Genomic DNA, 24,466 nt, shown 5'->3' with positions numbered 1-24,466 from the left:
TCGAGCCGCAGCTCATCGTGGCAGCGGCCGCCGGCCGTGACAACGGCCGGCGGCCCACGGAACCCGCCGTCCTCAGCCGCCCGCGTGCACCTCCGCCGCCACGGCCAGGTCCTCCCAGGCCATGCCGACGCTCTTGAAGAACCGCGGCCGGTCCGCCGGCACGTGGACGTCGCCGCGCACCAGCTCGGCCAGGTTCCACACCTGGCGTCCGGAGACCCCCGCCATGATCAGGTCCCCGGCCTCGCGGGCCGCCACCGCCCGCGCCTCGACGTAGAGTTCGGCCCGCCCGACCAGCGCGGCGTCCACCTCCCGCGCGTCCGGCTCGTGCGAGCCGACCGCCGCGACGGCCGCGTGCGCGGGCACCAGCGCGCCGTCGAACAGCGGCGTGCGCGCGGTGGTGCAGCACACCACCACGTCCGCCGCCGCGACGGCCTCCGGCCCGCCGACCGAGGCCGCCAGCCCGAGCCCCCGCCCGTACGCGGCCAGCGCCTCGGCGGGCCCGGCGCTGCGCGCGACCACGGTGAGCCGGGTCAGCGGCCGGATCGCGAGCAGCGCGTCGAGGTGCCCGTACGCCTGCGGCCCGGCGCCGAACAGCACGAGGTGCGCGGCCTCCGGCGGGGCGAGCCGGCGCAGGGCGACGGCGGTGACGGCGGGCGTGCGCAGCGCGGTGAGCGCGGCGCCGTCGAGCAGCGCGACGGGCTGGAGGGTGGGCCCGTCGAGCAGGAGGTAGCTGCCGGTGATCCGGGGCAGGCCGCGCCCGGGGTTGGCGGGCGCGACACCGGCGATCTTGACGCCCGCGTACCGCCCGGCGGCGGCGGGCATCATCAGCAGTTCGCCGGCCGGGACGGGCACCCCGGTGCGGACGGGCGCGGCCTCGGGGTCGAACCCGTCGAGCAGCATCCGCTCGACCGCGCCGGCGGCCCGGGCGGGCGTGACGGACCCGGTGCCCGACACGGCGTACCGGAGCGGCTCGGTCGCCGTGCCGGGCGGTACGGAGTAATTCGCGTCAGAAGAAGTCACAGCAGGAATCCTGCCCCGAGCCCGTCCCCTTCTTCCAGCACGAATCCGTGTTCCCCGGTGCGGTGCGCCGTCCCCGTCACCTCCGTGACGACGCCGGAGCCCAGCGGGTCGCCGCCCGGCAGCACCCGCCCGTGGAACACCGTCCCGATGACCGACTCGTGCCGCAGCTCCTCGCCCGGCGCGAGCCGCCCCTCGGCCGCGAGCACCGCGAGCCGGGCTGAGGTGCCGGAGCCGCAGGGCGAGCGGTCGATCTGCCCGTCCGCGAAGACGGTGACGTTCCGCTGGCTCAACCCTTCGCCGTCCCAGGGGAGTTCGTCGTACAGCACGACCCCGTACACGCCCGAGAGCCGCGGGTCCGACGGATGCGCCACCGCCTCCGAACCCTCCAGCGCCCGCCTGATCTCCCGCCCTGCGGCGGTGAGTTCCGGCAGCCGGGCGGTGTCGACGGTCAGGCCCAGCGCCGCCGCCGACACCGAGGCGTAGCAGGCCCCGGCGTGCGCCACCGCGACCTCCACGGTGCCGCGCGAGGTCGCCACCGCCAGCTTCGGCGCGCTCACCCGCGACGGCACGTTGCGGAAGGTCACCCCGGTGGTGCGCCCGCCGGCCCGGTGGACGAGGGCCGTGACGCGCCCCGACGGCACGTCGATCCGCACCCGCGCCACGCCGTCCGCGGGGGCCGCGACCAGCCCGGAGTCGACCGCCCACGCGCCGAGCGCGATGGTGCCGTGCCCGCAGGCCGTCGAGTAGCCGTCCTTGTGCCAGAACAGGACGCCCAGGTGCGCCTCGTCGTCGTCCGGCGGCACCAGGAACCCGCCGTACATCCCGGCGTGCCCGCGCGGTTCGCGGCCGAGCAGCCGGCGGACGTCGTCCAGCGCACCCGGCCGGGGCGCGGTGGCACTGCCGCCCGCGCCGATCGCGATGGCCCGCCGCTCGGCGACGCTGTCCCCGGGGATCACCGGGGCGCCGTCCAGCACGATCCGGAACGGCTCGCCGGCCGTGTGGTAGTCGACGGTCCGGACGTACATCACACACCCCCGGCGGGCAGCACGCTGACCGTCCGCCCGACGGTGTAGAAGTCGAGCGCCGCCTGCCCCTGCTCGCGCTCCCCGTGGCTCGCGCCCTTGGCGCCGCCGAACGGCAGGTGGAAGTCGACGCCGCTGGACGGCGCGTTGATCCGGATCATGCCCGCGTCCAGCCGGTCGGCGGCCGCCAGGGCGACGTCCAGACTGCGGCTGTGCACCGAGGTGGCGAGGCCGTGCGGGGTGTCGTTGGCGAGCGCGATCGCCGCGTCGAGGTCGGGCGCGGCGTGCAGCACGGCGACCGGGCCGAAGAACTCCTCGCGCGCCAGCGGGTGTTCGGCGGGCACCCCGGTGAGCAGCGCCGGTTCGACGTACCAGCCGGCCCGCGCGGGCACCCGTCCGCCGGTGAGCAGTTCGGCCCCGGCGGCCACGGCCGACTCGACGGCCCCCGTCAGCCGGTCCCGGGCCGCGGCGTTGATGACGGGCCCGCAGACCGCGTCGTCCGCCGCCTCCAGCGCCTTGACCAGCGCGTCCCGCAGCGGCTCGTACGCCTCGCCGACCGCGATCACCCGGCTGGTGGCGGTGCACTTCTGCCCCGCGTACCCGGCGACGGCGGCGGCGATGTGCCCGGCGGCCTGCGCGATGTCGGCGTCCGGCAGCACCAGCGCCGCGTTCAGCCCGCCGAGTTCGGCCTGCACGGGCACGCCGCGCTCGGTGGCCGCCCGCACGACGGCCCGGCCGACCCCGGTGGAGCCGGTGAACGACACCACGTCCGCCGCGTCGACCAGCGCCGCGCCCTCCTCCGCGCCGCCCGGCAGCACCGTGAGCACGTCCGCCGGCAGCCCGGCGAGCGCCACCAGTTCGGCCAGCCGCAGCGCGCACGCGGTCGCCTCCGGGGCCGGCTTGAGCACCGCGGCGTTGCCGACCGCCAGCGCCGGCGCGGCCTTCCAGCTCGGGATCGCCAGCGGGAAGTTCCACGGCGCGATCAGCCCGGCCACCCCGTGCGGCCGCCGCCGGGTGAGCAGCAGCCCGGGCCCGCCGGCGGTCTCGTGCACGGCCCCGGAGGGCGCGTACGGCGCCTGCGCGTAGTACCGCCAGATCGCCGCCGTCCTGGCGACCTCGCCGCGCGCCTCGGCGAGCGGCTTGCCGACCTCGCGCACGACCAGCGAGGCCAGCTCCTCCGCGTGCGCCTCGACCGCGTCGGCGATCCGGCCGAGCGCGGCCGACCGGGCACCGGCGCCCGCGGCGAGCCACCGCGCCTGGGCGCCGCGGGCCCGCGCGACGGCGGCCCGGACGGCGTCGGCGCCGGGTTCGTCGACGGCGACGACGAGGTCCGCGGGGTCGGCGGGGTTGTACGAGGTGATGGTCACAGCCAGAAGCCCTTCGGGTGGAGCGTCACAGCAGGCTCCGTCACAGCAGGAAGCCGGCGGGGAACGGGTCGGTGGGGTCGAGGAAGTACTGGGCGGTGCCGGTCACCCAGGCCCGCCCGGTGACGGTCGGCACCACCGCGGGCCGCCCGGCCACCTCGGTCTCCTCGACCAGCCGCCCGGTGAAGGTGGTCCCGATGAAGGAGTCGTTGCGGAAGTCCCGCCCGAGCGGCAGTTCGCCGCGCGCGTGCAGCTGCGCCATCCGCGCCGAGGTGCCGGTGCCGCACGGCGAGCGGTCGAACCAGCCGGGGTGGATGGCCATCGCGTGCCGCGAGTGCTCGGCGGTCGAGCCGGGGGCGAGCAGTTGCACGTGGTGGCAGCTGTGGAAGGACGGGTTCTCCGGGTGCACCGGCCGCTCGGGGCCGGCGTTGATGGCGTCCATCAGGGCCAGCCCGGCGGTGAGGATGTCCTGCTTGCGCTCGCGCTCGAACGGCAGCCCGAACTCGGCGAGCGGCAGGATGGCGTAGAAGTTGCCGCCGTAGGCGAGGTCGTAGCTGACCGTCCCGTACCCGGGCACGTCGATCTTGCGGTCGAGCGCGACGGCGTACGAGGCCACGTTGCGGATGGTCACGGCCTTGGCCGCGCCGTCCTCGACCCGCACCTCGGCGACCACGAGCCCGGCGGGCGTGTCCAGCCGCACGGTCGTCACCGGCTCGACGACCGGCACCATCCCGGTCTCCACCAGCACGGTGGCGACACCGATCGTGCCGTGCCCGCACATCGGCAGCAGCCCGGAGACCTCGATGAACAGCACCCCGTAGTCGGCGTCCGGCCGGGTCGGCGGCTGCAGGATCGCGCCGCTCATCGCGGCGTGCCCGCGCGGCTCGTACATCAGCAGGGTGCGGAAGTGGTCCAGGTGCTGCTGGAAGTGCACCCGGCGCTCGGCCATGGTGGCACCCGGGACGACACCGAACCCGCCGGTGACGACCCGGGTCGGCATGCCCTCGGTGTGCGAGTCGACGGCGTGGAACACGTGACGGCTGCGCATGTGTCGGAACTCCCTCGGAGGATGGGCCGGCTGCCCCGTCAGCCGGCTCGTCGGCTACGGATTCAGGACAGGCCCTCGGCCAGCGCCTTCTCGGTGGCGGCCCGGACGGCCGCGTCGGCCTCGGCCCCCAGCGGCCGCCGCGGCGGCCGGACGGGCCCGCCGGGGCGCCCGGCGATGTCCATCGAGAGCTTGATGGCCTGGACGAACTCGGTCTTGGAGTCCCAGCGCAGCAGCGGGTGCAGCGCCCGGTAGAGCGGCAGCGCGGTCTCCAGGTCGTGCGCGACGGCGGCCTTGTAGAGCGCCGCCGAGGCCTCCGGCAGCGCGTTCGGGTAGCCGGCGATCCAGCCGACCGCGCCGGCCAGCGCGAGCTCCAGCAGCACGTCGTCCGCGCCGATCAGCAGGTCGAGCCCGGGCGCGAGTTCGGCGATCTCGTAGGCCCGGCGGACGTCGCCGCTGAACTCCTTGACCGCGACGATCGAGCCCTCGGCGTGCAGTTCGGCGAGCAGCGCGGGCACGAGGTCGACCTTGGTGTCGATCGGGTTGTTGTACGCGACGACCGGCACGCCCGCCCGGGCCACCTCGGCGTAGTGCGCGCGGACGGCGTCGTGGTCGGCCCGGTACGCGTTCGGCGGCAGCAGCAGGACGGAGCCGGCGCCCGCCTCCGCGGCCTGCTCGGCCCAGCGGCGGGACTCGGCGCTCCCGTACGCGGCGACGCCGGGCATGACGCGGGCGCCGTCGCCGGCCGCCTCGACGGCCACCCGGACGATGCGGGCGCGCTCGTCGTCGGTGAGCGTCTGGTACTCGCCGAGCGAGCCGTTGGGGACGACGCCGTCGCAGCCGTTGTCGATCAGCCAGCGGACGTGCTCGGCGTAGGCGTCGTAGTCGACGGAGAGGTCCTGGCGCAGCGGGATCGCGGTGGCGACCATGATGCCGCGCCAGGGCCGGGTGGTGTCGTGCGGGGTGTGGGACACGATGATGACTCCTTGGTGAGGTGTGACATTTTATTAGTGGGGACGGGCCGGAGACAAGAGTCCCCGGCCCCCGTGTTCGGTCGGGCCCGGCTCAGTCGCCGGCCGCCAACTGCGAGAGCGGCACCGGGCAGGCGAACGGCCGCCGGTCGGGCCCCGCACCCCCGTGACCGGAGGCCCCGCCGGCGCCGGACAGGCAGGCCACCGCCGGACCGCACATCCGGCCCTGGCACCACCCCATCCCCGCGCGGGTCAGCAGCTTGACGGTCCGCGGGTCCCCCGCGCCCAGCTCGTCCACCGCCTCCCGGATCGCCGCCACCGGCACCTCCTCGCACCGGCACACGTCGGTGTCCGGGCGCAGCCAGTCCGTCCAGCCGGGGCCGGGCCGGTGGGCGGCGGCCATCAGGGCGGCGAAGGCCCGCCGCCGGGCCCGGCGGCGCAGCAGGGCCGGCTCCGGGGTGCGGCCGGCGACCGCGTGCGCGGCCAGCGCGCCCTCCGCGACCGCGAGGTCCGCGCCGCCCACGCCGTTGGTCTCCCCCGCCGACCACAGGCCGGGGACGCTGGTGCGCAGCCGGGCGTCCACCCGCAGCGCGACCGCGCCGTCCGGGCCGGTCACGGTGTCCGCGCCGAGCTCGGTCGCGAGCTCGATCTGCGGCAGCAGGCCGTGGCCGACGGCGAGCGCGTCGCAGGCGATCCGGCGGCCGGTGCCGGGCACCGGCCGCCAGTCGGCGTCCAGCCGGACCACCGTGACGGCGGTGACCCGGTCGGTGCCGTGCGCCTCGACGACGGCGCTGCGCGGGCGCAGCCGCACCCGGTGGCGCAGCAGCGCGCCGCCGTGCCCGGCGCCCTCGACGAGCTTGGCGGGAACGGCCGCCAGCACGCCGGGGCGCCGCGCGTAGCCGAGGTAGTCGCCGGCCTCGACCACCGCGGGCACCTCGGCCCCGGCGGTGACCAGCGAGGACGCCGCCGCGAGCAGCAGCGGCCCGCTGCCGGCCACGACGATCCGCCGGCCGGGCAGCACCAGCCCGGCCTTGAGCATGGCCTGGGCGCCGCCCGCGGTCACGACCCCGGGCAGGGTCCAGCCGGGGAAGGGCAGCTGCCGCTCGTACGCGCCGGTGGCGAGCAGCACGGCGGCGGCCCGCACGGTGGTCCGGTCACCGGCCTCCGGCCCGAGGGTGACGTGCGCGGCGAGTCCGTCGCCGGTGCGCTCCAGCGCCCACACCTGGTGGCCGCCGAGGAAGCGCACCTGCCCGGTCCGCTCGTGCGCGGCGAGCCGGCCGGCCAGGTCGGCGTAGACGGACCAGCCGTGGTGCAGCCGGTCGGGCCGGGCGGCCCGGAGGCCGGGCGCGGGGTGGCGGTAGTACTGGCCGCCGGTCTGCCGGCCCCCGTCGAGCAGCGCGCAGCGCAGCCCGAGGTCGGCGGCGGTGACGGCGGCGGCGAGCCCGGCCGGGCCGGCCCCGATCACCGCGAGGTCGTACGGGAAGGGCTGCGCCGCTTCCGGCGGCTCGACCGGCCCTGACGGCGCTGACGGACCTGACGGCGCTGGCGGACCTGACGGCTCGAACGGCTCGAATGGTTCAGACGGCGAGGTCGGCACGGCCGTGGCCCTCCTGGGTGGTGACGGTGGTGCCGGGCTCGGCGGGGAGCAGGCAGGTGCGCTGGTTGGGGCGGCCGTCGACGGTGGCGAGGCAGTCGAAGCAGGCGCCGATCCCGCAGAACGCCCCGCGGGGCCGCCCGCCGGCCCGGGTGGTGCGCCAGGCGAGGACGCCGTCGGCCCAGAGCGCGGCGGCGATCGACTGGCCGGGCAGCGCGGGCACGGGCCGTCCGTCGAAGTCGATGTGGTGGGCGGGCCCGGGCTCGGCCCCGACCAGCTCGGCGGGTGTGCGGCGGCGCATCGAGGGCCTCTCCAATCCGGTCGGGGGAAGTGCGGGTCAGGCGGCCGGGAATCGGTCGGCCCGGAATGGCGTGAGGTCGAACTCCGGCTGCTTGCCGGTCAGTTGTTCGGCGATCAGCAGCCCGGTCGCCGGGGCGAGCCCGATCCCGGCGCCCTCGTGCCCGCACGCGTGGTAGAGCCCGGGTACGCGCGGGTCGGCGCCGACCGCCGGCAGGTGGTCCGGCAGGTAGGGGCGGAATCCCCGGTAGGCGCGCATCACGGCGACGTCCGCGAGCACCGGGAACAGTTCGGCCGCCTGCGCGGCGAGCCGCCGCAGCACCTCCCGGGAGAGCGTCCGGTCGAAGCCGACCCGCTCCCGGCTGGCGCCGATCAGCACCGGCCCGCCGGGCGTGCCCTCGACCACGGCCGAGGTCTCCAGCCCGGCCGACCCGCTGGCCACGTTGGCGACGTAGTCGGCGGCGTAGACCTTGTGCCGCACGATCCGCGGCAGCGGCTCGGTGACGAGGACGAACCCGCGCCTGGGCAGGACGGGCAGGTGCACCCCGGCCAGCGCGGCGAGCTCCCCGCCCCACGTCCCGGCGGCGTTGACGACGGCGGGCGCGTCCAGCCGCCGCCGGTCGGTCCCGACGCCGAGGACGGCGCCGTCCGCCCCCCGGCGGACGGTCCGGACGGTCTCGCCGGTGATCAGTTCCGCGCCCATCCGCCGGGCCGCGCGCAGCAGGTGGGCGGCGGCGAGGGCGGGCTGCACCTGGGCGTCCTGCGGGTAGTGGAAGCCGCCGGCCATGCCCGGCGAGAGGTGCGGTTCCAGCTCCCGCAGCCGCTCGGCGGGCACCTCCTCGGCGACCACCCCGGCGGCCGCCTGGCGCGCGGCGAAGGCGCGCAGGGCTTCCTGCCCGGCCGCGGCCTGGGCGACGACCAGGCCCCCCTTGGCCTCGTACTCCACGGCGGCGCCGAGTTCCCCGGCGAGCTCGCGCCACAGCCGGGTGCTGAGCAGCGCGAGGTCGAGCTCGGGCCCGGGCTCCTTGTCGGAGACCAGCAGGTTGCCCTCGCCGGCGCCGGTGGTGCCGCCGGCCACCGGCCCGCGGTCGACGACGGCGACGGCGAGCCCGGCGCGGGCCGCGTAGTAGGCGCAGGCGGCGCCGACGACTCCGGCGCCGACCACGACGACGTCCAGGGGAGGTCTCCAGGTCTTGGGCACGGCAGTAATATGTCACATGCCATCAGCCCTGCCAAGAGTGCCGCGACGAAACGCGAACCGGACCCAAGCGACGCAAAAGCCCCGGCCCGCCGCACACGGGGTGCGACGGGCCGGGGCCGGCGATCAGCGGATCAACGGATCAGGTGATGTCGTCCATCTGCTCCCGGCGCGCGGCCGGCACCGGAGCACTCGCCGCCGGCGCCGACGAAGCCTCGATGGCCTCCGCTCCCGCGACCGTCTCGACCGAGAGGTCCACGTGCGAGGCCTCCTCGTCGTCCAGGTCCGCGTCCGGGTTGTTGCGGCGCTTGCGCCGGTCGTTGAACAGCGCGATGCCCACCGCGGCGAAGTACAGCGCCCAGATCGGCGCGGCCAGCACCAGCATGCTGACCGGGTCGGCGCTCGGGGTGGCGAACGCGGCGAACACCGTGATGCCCATGACCATCCCGCGCCACCAGCCGAGCAGCCGCTTGCCGGTGACCATGCCGACCATGTTCATCATGACCAGCAGCAGCGGGAACTCGAAGGCCGCGCCGAAGACCAGCACCATGCGGGTGGCGATGTCGAAGTAGTCGTTGGGCGGCAGGATCGGCGTGGTCTTGTCCGGGGTGAACGAGATCAGCACCTGGACCGTGGTCGGCAGCGTCAGGATGGCGCAGCCCACGCCGGCCAGGAACAGCGGCGCCCCGGCCGCCATGAAGATGACCGTGTACTTCTTCTCGTGCCGGTGCAGACCCGGCGCCACGAAGGCCCACACCTGCCACAGCCAGACCGGCACGGCGCCCACCACACCGGCCGTCAGTGCCACCTGGAGCATCCAGGTGAAACCGGAGGTCAGACCGATCGTCGAGACCTGAGCGCACTTCCCGTCGAACTGGTCGGCCGTGTCCGGGGTGCACTGCGGCAGCGGCTCCAGCAGGAAGTGTTCGATCGGCTTGTGGTAGATCGCCGCGACGATGGTGATCAGCACGATCGCGATGACCGACTTGACCACGCGATTGCGCAGTTCCCGCAGGTGATCGGCGAGGGCCATCCGCCCCTCAGGATCCTTGGACGCCTTCGGCGCCTTGGAGAGCTTGCTCAACCCCGGTCCTCAACTCGTGCGTCGAGGCCCGCCGGTCGACGGGCCTCCGTGGTCGCGTGCGTCACGTGCGCCGCGCTCAGTGCGGCCGGTCGCCGTCCGCGGCGGGCCGCTCGGCGGGCTCGGCCACCGGCCGGGCCGTGCCGGTGGCACCGGGCGCGGTCTGGATGGTCTTGGCCGCACCGCCGCTCACCGGCGGCGCCGGCGCGGGCTCCGCGGCCTCGCCGTCCGTGCGCATCGCCTTGGCCTCGCTCTTGAGGATCCGCATCGACTGGCCGAGCGAGCGCGCCAGATCGGGCAGCCGCTTGGCACCGAAAAGCACGATGGCGATTACCACGACCACGACGATCGCGGTCATCGAGATGCGCATGCTCGACCACCTTCAGTCAACGCGGCACCGGCGGACCGCCCGCGGCGGATGGTAACCGCTGCGGATGACACCCCGACGACGTCCGCCCGAACAAGGACAGCGGCCCCCGGTTCGCAGTTCGGGAGCCACCTCAGAGCGTAACCCGCCCCTACACCCGGGATGCAGTCCCCGTACGACCTGGTGACGCAGTCCTCAGCGGGAGGGCACCGCCGCCGCCAGCTCCTCGGCCGCGTCGGCCAGCGCCCGCGAGGCCGTGCCGACGCCCTTGGCCAGCGCCCGGACGTCCAGCCACAGCCGGATCCCGAGGACGCCGAGGACCAGCAGGCCCGCGGTGGCGAGCAGGACGGCGGCGACGAGCATCCAGGACATGCCGCCCACCCTATACGGGCCGAGGGCCCGGGCCCGGACTGCTACCCCTCGGCCGGGACGAGCCGCATGGTGCGCACTCCCGCCCCGGTGAGCGCCGCCACGATCTTCTCCCCCGCGGCCTTGCGCACCGCCGCCCCGCACAGCGGACAGCCGAAGCTGTAGTGCGCCTGCTCCGGGGTGCGGCCGAGGGTCAGGCGGAACTCCTCGGCCGGCAGCTCCACCTTCTCCCGGCACTGCGAGCAGTAGACCTTGAATCTGGTACCGGGCTCCACGGCTCAGTCCCGCCCCTCCCCGTAGGCGGCCAGCGCCTCCCGGGCCGCCGCGCGCGCCTGCTCGGCGAGCTGCGGCGGCGACACGATCCGCCCGTCCCGGCCCAGCCGCAGCGCCAGCGGGCGCAGCTGGGAGGGGTCGGCGCTGCGCAGGGTGATCCGCAGGCCGCCGTCCGGCAGTTCCTCGGCCCGGTCGTGGGTGTAGTACTCGGCCACCCAGCGCCCGCCGGAGGACACCTCGACGACCACCTCCGGGTCGTCCGCCGCCGGGTTGACCAGCCCGCCGGACAGGTCCCGCGGCTCGCGCCGGGGCGGGTCGGCGGGCACGTCCAGGACCCGGATCTCGGCCACCCGGTCCAGCCGGAACATCCGGTGGTCCTCCGAGGTGCGGCACCAGGCTTCCAGGTAGGTGTGGCCCTCGGTGAGCAGGCGGATCGGGTCGACCTCGCGCTCGGTCATCCCGCCGCGCCCGTGCGAGTAGTAGCGCAGCCACAGCCGGCGGCCCTCGCTCAGCGCGCGGTCGATGTCGGCGAAGACGTGGCTCTCCGCCTCGAACGTCACGCCGACCCGGGCGCTGCCCTCGGCGCTCTCCCCCGCCGCGTTCTCGATCTTGGCGACGGCCCGGGTGAGCGCCTCCCGGTCCCCGGCCCGCAGACCGGGCAGCCCGGCCACCGCGCGGGCGGCGACCAGCAGCGCGGTGGCCTCGTCGGCGGCCAGCCGCAGCGGCTGCGCCACGTCGTCGACGTTGTGCCACCAGATCCGCTCGCCGTCGGTGTCGATGTCGAGCAGGTCGCCGCCGCGGAAGCTGGTGCCGCACATCGGCAGCACGTTGAGGTCCCCGATCAGCTCGCGCTCGGTGATCCCGAACGCGCGGGCCACCTCGGCGACCTCGGCCCCGGGCCGCTCCCGCAGGTAGGTGACCAGCGACAGCATCCGTCGCGTCTGGTCGATCGCATTGCTCATGCCCGCACACCCTCCACCACGTCCGGCCCGGCGACCGCCCGCAGCCGCTCGATCACGTCGGCCCGCAGCTCCTCCGGCCCGAGCACCACGACGTCCGGCCCGAACTCGGCCAGGTCGGCGCCCAGCCCGTTGCCGTACGGGATCTCCAGTTCGTCCCAGGCCTCGTCGACCCGGCCGGTGCTCAGCGCCTTGGTGCGCAGCGGGAAGCCCGCGCCCCGCCGGACCCGCACGGTCGCGGTGGCCGTGGCGCCCTCGCCGGCGAACTTGGCGACGGTCGCCCGCACGTCCACGTGCTCCGGCACGGTGCCGAGGAACGCGCCGGTCTTCGCCCGCACCTTGCCGGTGATCCGGCTGAGCCGGAACACCCGGGCGTCGCCCCGGTCGCGGTCCCAGCCGGCCAGGTACCAGTGCCCGCGCCAGCACTCCAGCGCCCACGGCTCGACGCTGCGCTGCTCGACGGCGGCGGCACCGGCCTTGCGGTACTCGAAGGTGACCGGACGGCGGTCCCGGGCGGCGGTGAGCAGCGGCTCGAACGCGGCCTCCCGGGCGGGGATGCGCGGTTCCAGGGCGGAGCGCGCCTCGGCCTCGGCGAACGGCACCCCGGCGGCCCGCAGCTTCTGCAGCGCGCCGCTGGCGGCGCCGGACATCTTGGCCTGCTGCCAGACCCGCGCGGCCAGCGTGAGGGCGGCCGCCTCCTCGGCGTCCAGCGCGATCTCGGGCAGCCGGTTGCGGTCGGCGCGGGCGAGGTAGCCGAGCTCGCCGTCCAGGGCGTTCTCGTCGACGTCGATCACCAGGCCGAGCTCGCGCAGGTCGTCCTTGTCCCGCTCGAACATCCGGTTGAAGGCGTCCTCGCTGCTGTTCTGCCAGGCCTCGCGGTACGCCTCGATGGATTCCCGCAGCTCCTTCTTGGAGAGCGGACGTCTGGTGTTCATCAGGCACAGGGCGAGATTCATCAGCCGCTCTGCCTTGGCGATCGCCATCGCTGACCCTTCCGGTGTGCCGCGCCGTGCGCGGGGTGCGCCGCCGGACGATCGTCACCCGGCGGGACCGACCGTACCGGTAGCGGTACGCACCGCAAAAGCCGCATCCGCAAACGCCCGTGGGCCGGGCCCCCGGAGGGGTCCGGCCCACGGCCGCGACGGGCTCAGACGCCCAGCAGGTCGACCACGAAGATCAGGGTCGAGTGCGCCGGGATGAGCGGCGACGGCGACTGCGCGCCGTACGCCAGGTGCGACGGGATGACCAGCTCGCGGCGGCCGCCGACCTTCATGCCCTCGACACCCTGGTCCCAGCCCTTGATGACGCGGCCGGCGCCCAGCGGGAAGCGGAACTCGTTGGGGCTCCGGTTCCAGCTCGCGTCGAACTCCTCGCCGGTCTCGAAGGTCACGCCGACGTAGCGGACGCTGACGACCTGGCCCTTCTTGGCCTCCGCGCCGTCACCGACGACGATGTCGCGGATCTGCAGCTCGGTCGGAGCGTCGCCGCCCGGGAAATCGATCTCAGGCTTCTCGTTGAGGCTCACAGTCCCTCTTCTCACGGTTTTCTCTGCTTCCATGACCAAGCGGCGGGCGCCCGCACCCGGTCCGTCCGGACCACGGTACGGGCGCCCGCCGCCCGTACGGGACCGGCCACGCGGCCGGTCCCGAAGGTCACACGCACACCATTGTCACCCGAAAGTGGATCAGCCCTGACCCGCGTCCAGGATGTCGACCACGAAGACCAGCGGCGCGTTGGCCGGGATCTCGCCCTGGCCCTTGTCGCCGTAGGCCAGCGCCGCCGGGATCACCAGCTCGACCCGGCTGCCGACGGTCTGGCCCGCCAGGCCCTGGTCCCAGCCCTGGATGACCTGGCCGCCGCCGACGGCGAAGCTGAACGCCTGGCCCTTGCCGAGCGAGGAGTCGAAGACCTTGCCGTCCTTGAACAGCGCGCCGGTGTACTGGACGACGACCTTCTCGCCCTTCTCCACCACCGGGCCGGTGCCCTTGATCAGGACGTGCGTCTTCAGCTCGGTCGGGTCGGCCGCGCCAGCCACCGGGGTGATCTCGGCCGGCTTCTTGCCGTTGTCCTTGACCTGCGGGAAGCCCGCCGGCGGCGGGGTGACCGTGCCGCTGACCGTCGCGTCGGGCGCGGTGCTGTTGCGGATGTCGATCACGAAGATCAGGTTGTCCTTGGCCCCGATCGACATGTCCGGCTTGCCCTGCGCGCCGAAGGCCGCGGCCGGCGGCGCCACCACGAGGACCCGGCTGCCGGCCTTCTTGCCGAGCACCGCCTGGTCCAGCGCCGGGATCAGCGCGTCCGTGCCGGCCTGGAAGATCTGCTGCTTCTGGCCCTGGTCGAAGGAGCTCGGGATGTCCTTGCCGGTGTTCCAGTTCTTCGCCGTGTAGTCGACGGTGGTCCAGGAGTTCTTGTCCACCTTCGCGCCGGTGCCCTCGGACAGCACCTTCACCACGAACGAGCCGTCGGGCTGGTCGGACGGCACCTGGATGTCGGCCTTCTTGCCGAAGTCGCCGGTGATCGTCGGCAGGACCTTGGCGTCGTCCTTGACCGGCGGCACCGGGTCGGCGGTCGGCGTGGCGGGCGCGCTCTTGGCGGCGTCCGGCTTGGCCTCCGACGAGCCGTTGTCCTTGTTGACCATGTAGAGCGTCACGCCGCTGCCGACCAGCAGCACCGCGAGCACCGTGCCCAGGATCACGCCGAGGCGGCCCACCGACGGCGGGTTCTCGTCGTACCCGGCCTCGGAGCTGTCGACCTTGCGCACGTTGGAGGCGAAGATCTGCGGTTCCTCGGTCTTCGTCCCGCCGGCCGGCCGCGGCCGGTCCTCCGGGCTCGCCCAGCCGGCCTGCTGCTTCAGGATCGACGGCGGCACGACGATCGACTCACCGTCGCCCGGCATCGGCCCGCCGGGACGCGACGCCGCCGGGTCACCCGAGGATCCGTCGTTCGCCGCGGTACCCGACCCGCCGGGGTTCGGCGCTTTCTCAGTCATGACTCCCCATCCATCTCGCCACCGGTCATTCGAGCTCTGCCACCGGCACGCTCAGTGCCGGTTTGCCGTCGCACCGTCCGCCCGGGCCCCGGGCGCCGGAGGCGCCTGCCACAGTGCGAGGGCAGTATGACAGTTCAGGATGAGGGCGGGCGCTTCCGTGTGCGAGCGCCCGCCCAAGCGTACGGAATCCTGCGGGAGTCTTCCTAGACCGCTTCCAGAATGTCGATCACGAACACCAGGGTGGAGTTCGCCGGCACCGAACCCTGCGCCTGGTCCTTGTACCCGAGCGCGGGCGGCACCACCAGCAGCACCCGGCTGCCGACGTTCTGGCCCACCAGGCCCTTGTCCCAGCCCTCGATCACGCTCCCGGTGCCGATCTGCACCGCCTGCGCGCCGCCGTGCGTCCAGGACGCGTCGAACTGCTGGCCGTTGCTCCAGAGCACCCCGGTGTACTGCACCACCAGCGTCTGCCCGCTCTTGACCTGCTTGCCCTCACCCTTGACCAGCACCGCCTGCTGGAGGTCGGCGGGCGCGGCCTGCCCGGCCGGAATGGTGATCGTCGCCGCGGCCTTGCCGTTGTCCTTGACCTGCGGCAGGTTCGCCGCCGCCTGGGTCATCGCGCCGGTCAGGGTCGAGTCCTGCGGCAGGCTCTCCATGACGTCGAACACGAACACCACCGTGTCGCCCTTGGCCACGCCCAGCTGGCTGCTGCCCTGGTCGCCGAAGGCCGCCGCCGGCGGGGCCACCACGAGCAGCCGGCTGCCGACCTTCTTGCCGATCACGCTCTGGTCGAAGGCCGGCACCAGCTGGCCGCTGCCCGCCTGGTACAGCTGCGGCTTGCCGCCCGCGTCGTACGAACTCGGCAGGTCCTTGCCGGTGGTCCAGTCCTTCGCCGTGTAGTTGACCGTGACCCAGTCGCCCTTGTTCACCGCGGGCCGGTCGCCCTCGCTGACGGTGTTCACCACGAACTGGCCGCTGGGCTGCTGCCCCTCGGGCAGGGTGATCGTCGCCTTGCTGCCGAAGCCGCCTCCCGAAAGGGTGGGCATCGGCGAGGCCTCGCCGACCGGAGTGGGCACGGTCGGGGCCGCGCTGGCCGTGGTCGGCGTCGCCGGGCCGGCCGCCTTGGTCGAACTGCTGCAGGCGACCGCCAGCAGCAGCGGAAGGGTGATCAGCAACCCGGCGGTGCGGCGCACGGTGGTCCTAACTGTCGTTCGAAGTCGGCTCTCCGGACTCGACGAACAGCGTATGCCCCGCACGGGTCCGGCCCCGGTAGACACCACCGGGGCCGGCTCCACGGACTCGATCATGGCGCGTGGGCCACGACCGCTCGGTCACATCCCCGCGATCAGCTTCTCCACCCGCTCGTCCACCGAACGGAACGGGTCCTTGCACAGCACCGTGCGCTGCGCCTGGTCGTTCAGCTTCAGGTGCACCCAGTCCACCGTGAAGTCCCGGCGCTGCTCCTGCGCCCGGCGGATGAAGTCCCCGCGCAGCCGCGCCCGGGTGGTCTGCGGCGGGATCGACTTGGCCTCGAAGGTCTTGAGGTCCGTCGTCACCCGCTTCGCCTGCCCCTTGCCCTGGAGCAGGTAGAACAGGCCCCGGCGGCGGTGGATGTCGTGGTACGCGAGGTCGATCTGCGCCACCCGCGGGTTGGACATGCTCATCTGGTGCTTCTCGCGGTAGCGCTCGATGAGCTTGTACTTCATGATCCAGTCGATCTCGGTGGCCACCCCGTCCAGCCGCTCGGAGCGGACGGCCTCCAGGGTGCGGCCCCACAGGTCGAGGACCTGCGCGATGGTGCCGGTGTTGATGCCCTTGCGGTCGGCGAACTCCAGCGCCTTGGTGTAGTACTCCTCCTGGATGTCCAGCGCGCTGGCCTCCCGCCCGTTGGCGAGCCGCACCTGGTGAGTGCCGGTGAGGTCGTGGCTGACCTCGCGGATCGCCCGGATCGGGTTCTCCAGGGTGAGGTCGCGCATCACCACGCCGGCCTCGATCAGCCGCAGCACCAGGTCGGTGGCGCCGACCTTGAGCAGCGTCGTGGTCTCCGACATGTTGGAGTCGCCGACGATCACGTGCAGCCGGCGGTAGCGCTCGGCGTCCGCGTGCGGTTCGTCGCGGGTGTTGATGATCGGGCGGGAGCGGGTGGTGGCGGAGCTGACGCCCTCCCAGATGTGCTCGGCCCGCTGGCTCACGCAGTACACCGCGCCGCGCGGCGTCTGCAGCACCTTGCCCGCGCCGCAGATCAGTTGGCGGGTAACGAGGAACGGGATGAGCACGTCGGCCAGCCGGGAGAACTCGCCGTGCCGGGCCACCAGGTAGTTCTCGTGGCAGCCGTAGGAGTTGCCGGCCGAGTCGGTGTTGTTCTTGAAGAGGTAGACGTCCCCCGCGATGCCCTCCTCGTGCAGCCGCCGTTCGGCGTCCACCAGGAGGCCTTCGAGGATGCGCTCGCCCGCCTTGTCGTGCGTCACCAGCTCGACCACGTCGTCGCATTCGGGGGTGGCGTACTCGGGGTGGGAGCCGACGTCGAGGTACAGCCGGGCGCCGTTGCGCAGGAACACGTTGCTGCTGCGGCCCCAGGAGACGACGCGGCGGAACAGGTACCGCGCCACCTCGTCCGGCGACAGCCGCCGCTGCCCGCGGAACGTGCAGGTGACCCCGTACTCGTTCTCCAGCCCGAAGATCCGGCGGTCCATGAGCACTCCTTCTTCTTGTCGGAGCTGTCCGAAACCGCCTCCACGACGGGCGAACCGCCGCAGGGGCACCGGAGTCCCGTGCGGCGATCGCTCGCCGCACGGGACTCCGAAGGCACTACTCGTCCGACGGCGGGGTGGCCGCCGGACCGTCCTCGTCGTCCGCCGCGGACTGGTCCCCGTCGAGCAGCCGGCCGAGCTGGCCGCCCAGGATCCGCTTGAACTTCCTCTGCTGGAACCGCTGGCGGTCGAGGACGGCCACCTCCAGCTGTTCCGGCGTCAGGCTGCGGGCGCTGCCGCCGTTGGGGTCCCGGGCCAGGGAGTCGACGGCGACCCGCACCGCCTCGCCCAGCGCCATGCCGGCGCGGTGGCGCTGGCCCAGGTAGTTGCCGATGGAGTCGGCGTTGCCGCCGACCACCACGTAGTTCTTCTCGTCGACGATCGAACCGTCCGGGGTGAGGCGGTAGATCTGGTCCTCCTCCGTCGTCCGGCCGACCTCGGCGACGATCAGCTCGACCTCGTACGGCTTCTCGCCGACCGAGGAGAAGATCGTGCCGAGCGTCTGGGCGTAGACGTTGGCGAGGCCCCGGGCCGTGACGTCGGCCCGGTCGTAGGAGTAGCCGCGCAGGTCGGCGTAGCGCACGCCGCCGATCCGCAGGTTCTCGAACTCGTTGTAGCGGCCGACCGCCGCGAAGGCGATCTTGTCGTAGATCTCGGAGACCTTGTGCAGCGCCCGCGAGGTGTTCTCCGCGACGAAGACGATGCCGTCGGCGTAGGTGAGCACGACCACGCTGCGACCGCGCGCGATGCCCTTGCGGGCGTACTCCGCGCGGTCCGCCATGGCCTGCTGGGGCGAGACGTAGAACGGTGTCGACACCGGCGGTCGTCCCTTTCCTGTGAGGTGGGCGGCTAGAGCAGCGGGGCCTGCGGGCCGTCGGGGTGGGTGAGGCGCTGGTCGGTGATGGAGACGGCGATCCGCGCGACCTCCGGCTCGGTGAGCCGGTGGAAGCCGTCCGCGGTGATCAGCGAGACGATGGGGTAGATCTTGCGGGCGAGGTCGGGGCCGCCGGTGGCGGAGTCGTCGTCGGCCGCGTCGTAGAGCGCCTGGACGACCAGCGTGGCGGCCTGGTCGGCGGTCAGGCCCTCCCGGTAGAGCTTCTTCATCGAGCCGCGGGCGAACACCGAGCCGGAGCCGGTGGCCGCGAAGCCGCGCTCCTCGGAGCGCCCGCCGGTGACGTCGTAGCCGAAGATCCGGCCGCGTCCGAGGTCGAGGTCGTAGCCGGCGAACATCGGCACCACCGCGAGGCCCTGCATCGCCATGCCGAGGTTGCCGCGGATCATGCTGGTGAGCCGGTTGGCCTTGCCCTCCAGGGAGAGCGTGGCGCCCTCGATCTTCTCGTAGTGCTCCAGCTCCAGCTGGAACAGCCGGACCATCTCGACCGCGAGACCGGCGGTGCCGGCGATGCCGACCGCGCTGTACTCGTCGGCCGGGAACACCTTCTCGATGTCCCGCTGGGCGATCACGTTGCCCATGGTGGCGCGACGGTCACCGGCGATGATCACACCGCCGTCGAACACCGCGGCCACGATCGTGGTCCCGTGCGGGGCCTCGACCACCGTGCCCTCGGGCAGCCCGCGCCGGCCGGGGATCAACTCCGGCTTGTGCTCGGCGAGGAAGTCGAGGAACGAGGAGGACCCCGGGGTCAGGAAGGCAGCCGGTAGACGCCCGGTGCCACGAGTGTTGGCTTCCACACGATTCCTTCCAGGTAGCTTGAAGCGCGCGATCCCCGCACCCTACCCGCCGACGATCAACGTCCACGTGTGGAGGGCCGGAGCCGGGACGGGCGGACGGCCGTGGCCGCCCGGCCGTCCCCGACGGTCACGACCGTGAATTCCGCAATGCCCCGCGGCGGACTATTGCCCACCCTTTTGGACAAATCCCCGCACGAAATCCTCGGCGTTCGACTCGAGCACTTCGTCGATTTCGTCCAGGACCGCGTCGACGTCGTCGCTGAGCTTTTCCTGGCGCTCCTTGAGGTCGTCGGAATTCTGGGTTTCCGCGGCCTGCTCCTCGACCTCCTCGGAGGAGCGGTTCGCCCGCTGCTGGCCGCCGCCGGTGTCCTTGCTCGCCATTTCCCTCACCCCGCTCGAATCGTCTGGCACGGTTGGGTCGCTGCTTGCTGCACCGACCCTATACACAAGGTGCGACTGCCGCTCCCGGTTTGCCGGTGGCGCTTCCTGTCCAACACCCGCTGCCACCCCGGATGATTCCCATTCGGCGGACGTTCACCCGTGGTGATCGAAAAGTTACCCGCCGGAGAGGACCCGGAGCAGGTCCTCGGCCGTCCGGCAGCGGTCCAGCAGTTCCTTGACGTGGTTGCGGGTGCCGCGCAGGGGCTCCAGGGTGGGCACCCGCTGCAGCGAGTCGCGGCCCGGCAGGTCGAAGATGACCGAGTCCCAGGACGCCGCCGCCACGTGCTCCGCGTACTGGTCCAGGCAGCGCCCGCGGAAGTACGCCCTGGTGTCCTCCGGCGGCTTGGAGACGGCCCGCTCGACCTCCTCCTCGGTGACCAGCCGCTCGAACCTGCCGCGGGCCACCAGGCGGTTGTAGAGGCCCTTCTCGGGCCGCACGTCGCTGTACTGGAGGTCCACCAGGTGCAGCCGCGGGTTGTCCCACTCCAGGGCGTCGCGGCTGCGGTAGCCCTCCAGGATCTCCCGCTTGGCGATCCAGTCCAGCTGGCGGGAGAGCGACATCGGGTCGCGCTCCAGCCGGCCGAGGACGTCCTCCCAGCGCGCCAGGACGTCCACGGTCTGCTCGTCCGCGTCGGTGCCGAAGCGGTCCTCGACGTACTTGCGCGCGAGCTCGAAGTACTCCAGCTGCAGCTGGACGGCGGTGAGCTTGCGCCCGTTGCGCAGGGTGATCAGGTGCTTGAGCGTGGGGTCGTGGGAGACCCGGTGCAGGGTGCGCACCGGCTGGTCGACGGCGAGGTCGGAGGCGATGAAGGAGTCCTCGATCATCGACAGGACCAGCGCGGTGGTGCCCAGCTTGAGGTAGGTGGAGATCTCGGAGAGGTTGGCGTCCCCGATGATCACGTGCAGCCGGCGGTACTTCTCGGCGTCGGCGTGCGGTTCGTCGCGGGTGTTGATGATCGGCCGCTTGAGGGTGGTCTCCAGGCCGACCTCGACCTCGAAGTAGTCGGCCCGCTGGCTGATCTGGAAGCCGTGGGCGGAGCCGTCCTGGCCGATGCCGACCCGGCCGGCGCCGGTGACCACCTGGCGGGAGACGAAGAACGGGGTGAGGTGGCGGACGATGTCGGCGAACGGCGTCGCCCGCTTCATCAGGTAGTTCTCGTGGGTGCCGTAGGAGGCGCCCTTGTTGTCGGTGTTGTTCTTGTACAGGTGGATGGTCTGCCCGTTGGGCAGTTCCAGCGCGCGCTGCGCGGCGGCCGCCATGATCCGTTCGCCGGCCTTGTCCCAGAGCACGGCGTCGCGCGGGTTGGTGACCTCGGGCGAGCTGTACTCGGGGTGCGCGTGGTCCACGTAGAACCGGGCCCCGTTGGTGAGGATGACGTTGGCGAGGCCGATGTCCTCGTCGGTGAGCTGGCTGGCGTCCGCCACCTCGCGCGCGAGGTCGAAGCCCCGGGCGTCGCGCAGCGGGTTCTCCTCCTCGAAGTCCCAGCGGGCCCGCCTGGCCCGGTGCATCGCCGCCGCGTACGCGTTGACGATCTGGGACGAGGTGAGCATGGCGTTGGCGTTGGGGTGGCCGGGCACGGAGATCCCGTACTCGGTCTCGATGCCCATCACGCGCCGTACGGTCATGCGGCCCTCCTTGCCCCGGTGCGCCGCCCCCCTGGGCGGAACACGCTGACGTACCGCTGAACAACACCGGTGCCGGCGGTCTGCCCGCGAACGGTGCGTCGAGCCTAGAACGCGGGGCCGACGGCCGGGCCCCGAGACGCGCCGTCCGGCTGCGGGGCCGCGAGGCGCCACAGCCGGACGGGGTGCGTGCTGTTCCGGGGCCGGGTGCCGGCCTCGTCCTGCGGATCGAAAGAGTGGTGCGGTTACAGGTACTGCCCCGTGTTGGCGACGGTGTCGATGGAGCGGCCGGACTCGGCGCCCTGCTTGCCGGTGACCAGCGTGCGGATGAAGACGATCCGCTCGCCCTTCTTGCCGGAGATGCGGGCCCAGTCGTCCGGGTTGGTGGTGTTGGGCAGGTCCTCGTTCTCCTTGAACTCGTCCACGCAGGCGGCGAGCAGGTGGGAGACGCGCAGTCCGCGCTGACCGTGGTCGAGGAAGTCCTTGATGGCCATCTTCTTCGCGCGGTCGACGATGTTCTGGATCATCGCGCCGGAGTTGAAGTCCTTGAAGTACAGGACCTCCTTGTCCCCGTTGGCGTAGGTGACCTCCAGGAAGCGGTTGTCCTCGGTCTCCGAGTACATCCGCTCCACGACCGACTGGATCATCGCGGCCACGGTGGCCTCGATCGAGCCGTCGTGCTCCTTGAGGTCGTCGGGGTGGAAGGGCAGCGAGCCCTTCAGGTACTTGGAGAAGATGTCCTTCGCGGCCTCGGCGTCCGGGCGCTCGATCTTGATCTTGACGTCCAGGCGGCCGGGCCGCAGGATCGCCGGGTCGATCATGTCCTCGCGGTTGGAGGCGCCGATGACGATGACGTTCTCCAGGCCCTCCACGCCGTCGATCTCGGCCAGCAGCTGCGGGACGATGGTGTTCTCCACGTCCGAGCTGACACCCGAGCCGCGGGTGCGGAACAGCGACTCCATCTCGTCGAAGAAGACGATGACGGGGGTGCCCTCGCCCGCCTTCTCCCGGGCCCGCTGGAAGACCAGACGGATCTGCCGCTCGGTCTCGCCCACGTACTTGTTGAGCAGCTCGGGGCCCTTGATGTTGAGGAAGTAGCTCTTGCCCTGGGGGCGGCCGGTGACCTCGGCGACCTTCTTGGCCAGCGAGTTGGCGACCGCCTTGGCGATCAGCGTCTTGCCGCAGCCGGGCGGGCCGTAGAGCAGGACGCCCTTGGGCGGGCGCAGCTCGTACTCCTTGAAGAGGTCGGCGTGCAGGTACGGCAGCTCGACCGCGTCGCGGATCAGCTCGATCTGGTTGCTGAGGCCGCCGATCTGGCGGTAGTCGATGTCCGGGACCTCTTCGAGGACGAGCTCCTCGACCTCGGACTTCGGCACGACCTCGTACACGTAGCCGGAGCGGGGCTCCAGCAGCAGGGCGTCCCCCGCCCGGATGGTGACCTCGCGCAGCGGTTCGGCGAGGCGCACCACGCGCTCCTCGTCGGTGTGGCCGATGACCAGGGCGCGCTCGCCGTCCTCGAGGATCTCCTTGAGGGTGACGATCTCGCCGATGCGCTCGAAGGCCATCGCGTCCACGATGTTGAGGGCCTCGTTGAGCATCACCTCCTGGCCGCGCCGCAGCACGTCGAGTTCGACGTTGGGGCTGACGTTGACGCGGAGCTTGCGACCGCCGGTGAAGATGTCGGCGGTGCCGTCCTCGTTCGCCTGCAGGAAGGTGCCGAAGCCGGCGGGCGGCTGGGCCAGCCGGTCCACCTCTTCCTTGAGGGCCACGATCTGGTCGCGGGCCTCGCGCAGCGTGGAGGCGAGTCGTTCGTTCTGGGCGGTCACGCCGGCCAGGTTGGTCTGGAGCTCGACGATCCGCTCTTCGAGGATTCTCGAATTGCGCGGCGAGTCGGCGAGCTTGCGGCGCAGCACGGCGATTTCCTGCTCAAGGTACGAGACCTGAGCGGCCTCGTCGGAACCACGAGCGGGCCTGCCGGTGCTGCGGTTGTAGTCGTCATCGTGGGCTGCCACGGTCCTCACCTCCTCCGGGGAGCTGGACGCTTCCAGACCCTACCTGGGACCAGGGGTCCGTAAACCCCTAGATCAAGAAAGATGGAACGGGCGTGTCCGATCTTCGCCCTGCGTGCTTCCCCTCTGCTAAGGGGATACCCACCGCGCACCGCCCAAAGCGGACCAGATGTATCGTCGAGCGAGTCGATATCCGATCGCGACCGGGAGGCCCGGTCCGATCGTTGTACGAATGGCGGGATTGCCCTCAGACGGGGGCGACCCGGGACAGAAACGGCGGAGAACAACGATGTCGGTGACCGAGCGGACGGCGGCGAACGAGGCCCTGGAGGTGTGGATCGACCAGGACCTGTGCACCGGCGACGGCATCTGCGCGCAGTACGCGCCCGAGGTCTTCGAACTCGACATCGACGGCCTGGCCTACGTGAAGGGGCCGGACGACGAACTGCGCCAGCAGCCCGGGGAGACGGCCCCCGTGCCGCTGACGCTGCTTCAGGACGTGGTGGACTCGGCGAAGGAGTGCCCCGGCGACTGCATCCACGTGCGCCGGGTCGCCGACCGGGTCGAGGTGTACGGGCCGGACGCCGACGAATAGGCGTCTCAGGTCTCGGTGTTCGGGGCGGCGGTCCGGGTGCGCACCCAGCCGCCGCCCTTGTGCGTCCAGGTGAGGTCGAGTGAGACGTCCGGGCTGAAGCGCGGGACGTCGTCGCTCGAATACCCCTGCGCGTGGCCGGTGATGGTGCCGTCCGAGCGCAGGGCGAGCCTGGTGACGGTGAGGTTCTCGCGCTCGGAGACGAGGGTCGCGAGGACGACGGGCCGCTCGGCGGTGCCGCCGAGGAGGTAGACGGCGTCCGGCGGGGTGCCGGTCTCGGCGGCGCAGTGCGCGGCGACGACGGTGCTGGGCCGGCCGTCGCCGAGGTCGGCGGCCAGGCTGACCGTCGGCTTGACCGGGAACGGGCCACAGTCGAGCGGGAGTTGGGCCTTGGCCGGGTCGGGGGCGAGGGCCGCCGGGGCGGCCTTGGGACCGCTGCCGTGGAGGGGCACCGGCGTGCCGGTGGCGGGCGAGGCCGCAAGGGCGCTCGCCACGACGGCTCCGCAGCCGGCCAGGGCGAGGGCCCAGTGCCACGGGGCGGTTCGAACGTGGCCGGGCCGGGTGCGGCCCGCCGGGGTCTGCTGTCCAGCCGTCGTCCCGACCGCGGTCTCCACCAGGCGTCCCCTCCAGTGGTCTGTGTGAGCTGGCATCGTCCCACATCACGGTGGCACTCCGGTGACCGGGGCGGGAACGCCGGAGGGGGGGGGGGGGGCGCCCGCCCCGCCCCCCCCCCCCCCCCCCCCGGGGGGGGCGGGGGGCGGGGGGGGGGGGGCGGGCGGGCGGGGGGGGGGGCGGGGGGGGCCGGCGCGG

25 protein-coding genes are annotated in these 24,466 nt (G+C 73.1%); 1 reads left to right on the top strand and 24 read right to left on the bottom strand.

What is annotated here, in order from left to right; translation table 11 throughout:
* Positions 1-72: 72 nt before the first annotated feature.
* From ACFV4F_RS22130 to arc, 23 genes are all read right to left on the bottom strand, one after another.
* Positions 73-1,020, bottom strand: a complete 948-nt coding sequence (locus ACFV4F_RS22130) for an ornithine cyclodeaminase family protein (protein WP_380494379.1) — start codon at positions 1,018-1,020, stop codon at positions 73-75.
* Positions 1,017-2,045: a proline racemase family protein gene (locus tag ACFV4F_RS22125; RefSeq protein ID WP_380444374.1), complete on the bottom strand. Its 1,029-nt coding sequence runs from the start codon at positions 2,043-2,045 to the stop codon at positions 1,017-1,019. Before ACFV4F_RS22125 ends, ACFV4F_RS22130 begins: the two co-directional genes overlap by 4 nt.
* Positions 2,045-3,409 (bottom strand): aldehyde dehydrogenase family protein, encoded by a 1,365-nt coding sequence (locus ACFV4F_RS22120; RefSeq protein WP_380444376.1) that lies wholly within the window; start codon positions 3,407-3,409, stop codon positions 2,045-2,047. The genes ACFV4F_RS22125 and ACFV4F_RS22120 overlap by 1 nt, the downstream gene beginning before the upstream one ends.
* 40 nt (positions 3,410-3,449) lie before the next feature.
* Complete coding sequence (locus tag ACFV4F_RS22115; protein ID WP_380444378.1) at positions 3,450-4,454, bottom strand: proline racemase family protein; 1,005 nt, start codon at positions 4,452-4,454, stop codon at positions 3,450-3,452.
* A 62-nt stretch (positions 4,455-4,516) separates the two neighbouring features.
* Positions 4,517-5,380 carry a dihydrodipicolinate synthase family protein gene (locus tag ACFV4F_RS22110; RefSeq protein WP_380444402.1) on the bottom strand — a complete coding sequence of 288 codons (864 nt, stop codon included), beginning with the start codon at positions 5,378-5,380 and terminating at the stop codon, positions 4,517-4,519.
* 136 nt (positions 5,381-5,516) lie between these two features.
* A complete protein-coding gene (locus tag ACFV4F_RS22105; protein WP_380504696.1) occupies positions 5,517-6,887 on the bottom strand; it encodes an NAD(P)/FAD-dependent oxidoreductase in 1,371 nt (456 codons plus the stop codon).
* Positions 6,888-6,999: 112 nt separating this feature from the next.
* Positions 7,000-7,317 carry a (2Fe-2S)-binding protein gene (locus ACFV4F_RS22100; RefSeq protein ID WP_380444381.1) on the bottom strand — a complete coding sequence of 106 codons (318 nt, stop codon included), beginning with the start codon at positions 7,315-7,317 and terminating at the stop codon, positions 7,000-7,002.
* Between the two features lie 36 nt (positions 7,318-7,353).
* Positions 7,354-8,514 (bottom strand): NAD(P)/FAD-dependent oxidoreductase, encoded by a 1,161-nt coding sequence (locus ACFV4F_RS22095; RefSeq protein WP_380444383.1) that lies wholly within the window; start codon positions 8,512-8,514, stop codon positions 7,354-7,356.
* Positions 8,515-8,653: 139 nt separating this feature from the next.
* Entirely contained in the window at positions 8,654-9,544 is an 891-nt protein-coding gene (gene tatC / locus ACFV4F_RS22090) for a twin-arginine translocase subunit TatC (RefSeq protein WP_380444404.1), read from the bottom strand.
* A gap of 127 nt (positions 9,545-9,671) precedes the next feature.
* A complete protein-coding gene (gene tatA, locus ACFV4F_RS22085) occupies positions 9,672-9,962 on the bottom strand; it encodes a Sec-independent protein translocase subunit TatA (RefSeq protein ID WP_380444385.1) in 291 nt (96 codons plus the stop codon).
* A 192-nt stretch (positions 9,963-10,154) separates the two neighbouring features.
* A complete protein-coding gene (locus tag ACFV4F_RS22080) occupies positions 10,155-10,331 on the bottom strand; it encodes a hypothetical protein (protein ID WP_359972417.1) in 177 nt (58 codons plus the stop codon).
* Positions 10,332-10,372: 41 nt separating this feature from the next.
* A complete protein-coding gene (locus tag ACFV4F_RS22075; protein ID WP_380444387.1) occupies positions 10,373-10,603 on the bottom strand; it encodes a hypothetical protein in 231 nt (76 codons plus the stop codon).
* Positions 10,604-10,606: 3 nt separating this feature from the next.
* The gene (locus tag ACFV4F_RS22070) at positions 10,607-11,563 is read right to left on the bottom strand and encodes a WYL domain-containing protein (protein WP_359972411.1); all 957 of its coding nucleotides are present in this window, start codon (positions 11,561-11,563) and stop codon (positions 10,607-10,609) included.
* Positions 11,560-12,543, bottom strand: a complete 984-nt coding sequence (locus ACFV4F_RS22065) for a helix-turn-helix transcriptional regulator (protein WP_380444391.1) — start codon at positions 12,541-12,543, stop codon at positions 11,560-11,562. Before ACFV4F_RS22065 ends, ACFV4F_RS22070 begins: the two co-directional genes overlap by 4 nt.
* Positions 12,544-12,707: 164 nt before the next feature.
* The gene (locus tag ACFV4F_RS22060) at positions 12,708-13,118 is read right to left on the bottom strand and encodes an FKBP-type peptidyl-prolyl cis-trans isomerase (protein WP_380444392.1); all 411 of its coding nucleotides are present in this window, start codon (positions 13,116-13,118) and stop codon (positions 12,708-12,710) included.
* A gap of 126 nt (positions 13,119-13,244) precedes the next feature.
* The gene (locus ACFV4F_RS22055) at positions 13,245-14,549 is read right to left on the bottom strand and encodes an FKBP-type peptidyl-prolyl cis-trans isomerase (RefSeq protein ID WP_380444394.1); all 1,305 of its coding nucleotides are present in this window, start codon (positions 14,547-14,549) and stop codon (positions 13,245-13,247) included.
* A gap of 203 nt (positions 14,550-14,752) precedes the next feature.
* Positions 14,753-15,742 carry an FKBP-type peptidyl-prolyl cis-trans isomerase gene (locus ACFV4F_RS22050; RefSeq protein WP_380504693.1) on the bottom strand — a complete coding sequence of 330 codons (990 nt, stop codon included), beginning with the start codon at positions 15,740-15,742 and terminating at the stop codon, positions 14,753-14,755.
* 138 nt (positions 15,743-15,880) lie between these two features.
* Positions 15,881-17,242 carry a Pup--protein ligase gene (gene pafA, locus ACFV4F_RS22045; protein ID WP_359972401.1) on the bottom strand — a complete coding sequence of 454 codons (1,362 nt, stop codon included), beginning with the start codon at positions 17,240-17,242 and terminating at the stop codon, positions 15,881-15,883.
* A 115-nt stretch (positions 17,243-17,357) separates the two neighbouring features.
* Complete coding sequence (gene prcA / locus ACFV4F_RS22040) at positions 17,358-18,116, bottom strand: proteasome subunit alpha (RefSeq protein ID WP_380448378.1); 759 nt, start codon at positions 18,114-18,116, stop codon at positions 17,358-17,360.
* Between the two features lie 32 nt (positions 18,117-18,148).
* A complete protein-coding gene (prcB, locus tag ACFV4F_RS22035; RefSeq protein WP_380448376.1) occupies positions 18,149-18,991 on the bottom strand; it encodes a proteasome subunit beta in 843 nt (280 codons plus the stop codon).
* Positions 18,992-19,153: 162 nt separating this feature from the next.
* Entirely contained in the window at positions 19,154-19,372 is a 219-nt protein-coding gene (locus ACFV4F_RS22030) for a ubiquitin-like protein Pup (RefSeq protein WP_031069167.1), read from the bottom strand.
* A 174-nt stretch (positions 19,373-19,546) separates the two neighbouring features.
* Complete coding sequence (gene dop, locus ACFV4F_RS22025) at positions 19,547-21,058, bottom strand: depupylase/deamidase Dop (protein ID WP_380448374.1); 1,512 nt, start codon at positions 21,056-21,058, stop codon at positions 19,547-19,549.
* Positions 21,059-21,300: 242 nt separating this feature from the next.
* Positions 21,301-23,067 (bottom strand): proteasome ATPase, encoded by a 1,767-nt coding sequence (gene arc / locus ACFV4F_RS22020; protein ID WP_380448373.1) that lies wholly within the window; start codon positions 23,065-23,067, stop codon positions 21,301-21,303.
* Positions 23,068-23,353: 286 nt separating this feature from the next.
* On the opposite strand from arc, the gene ACFV4F_RS22015 reads away from it, so the two are divergent.
* The gene (locus ACFV4F_RS22015; RefSeq protein ID WP_380448371.1) at positions 23,354-23,659 is read left to right on the top strand and encodes a ferredoxin; all 306 of its coding nucleotides are present in this window, start codon (positions 23,354-23,356) and stop codon (positions 23,657-23,659) included.
* 5 nt (positions 23,660-23,664) lie between these two features.
* Here ACFV4F_RS22015 and ACFV4F_RS22010 read toward each other — a convergent pair whose 3' ends face one another.
* Entirely contained in the window at positions 23,665-24,306 is a 642-nt protein-coding gene (locus tag ACFV4F_RS22010) for a hypothetical protein (protein WP_380448369.1), read from the bottom strand.
* Between the last annotated feature and the right edge of the window lie 160 nt (positions 24,307-24,466).

This window comes from Kitasatospora sp. NPDC059722, assembly GCF_042733235.1.
In the GTDB taxonomy this organism is placed as follows: domain Bacteria; phylum Actinomycetota; class Actinomycetes; order Streptomycetales; family Streptomycetaceae; genus Kitasatospora.
This window is presented reverse-complemented; position numbering and strand designations above follow the sequence as displayed.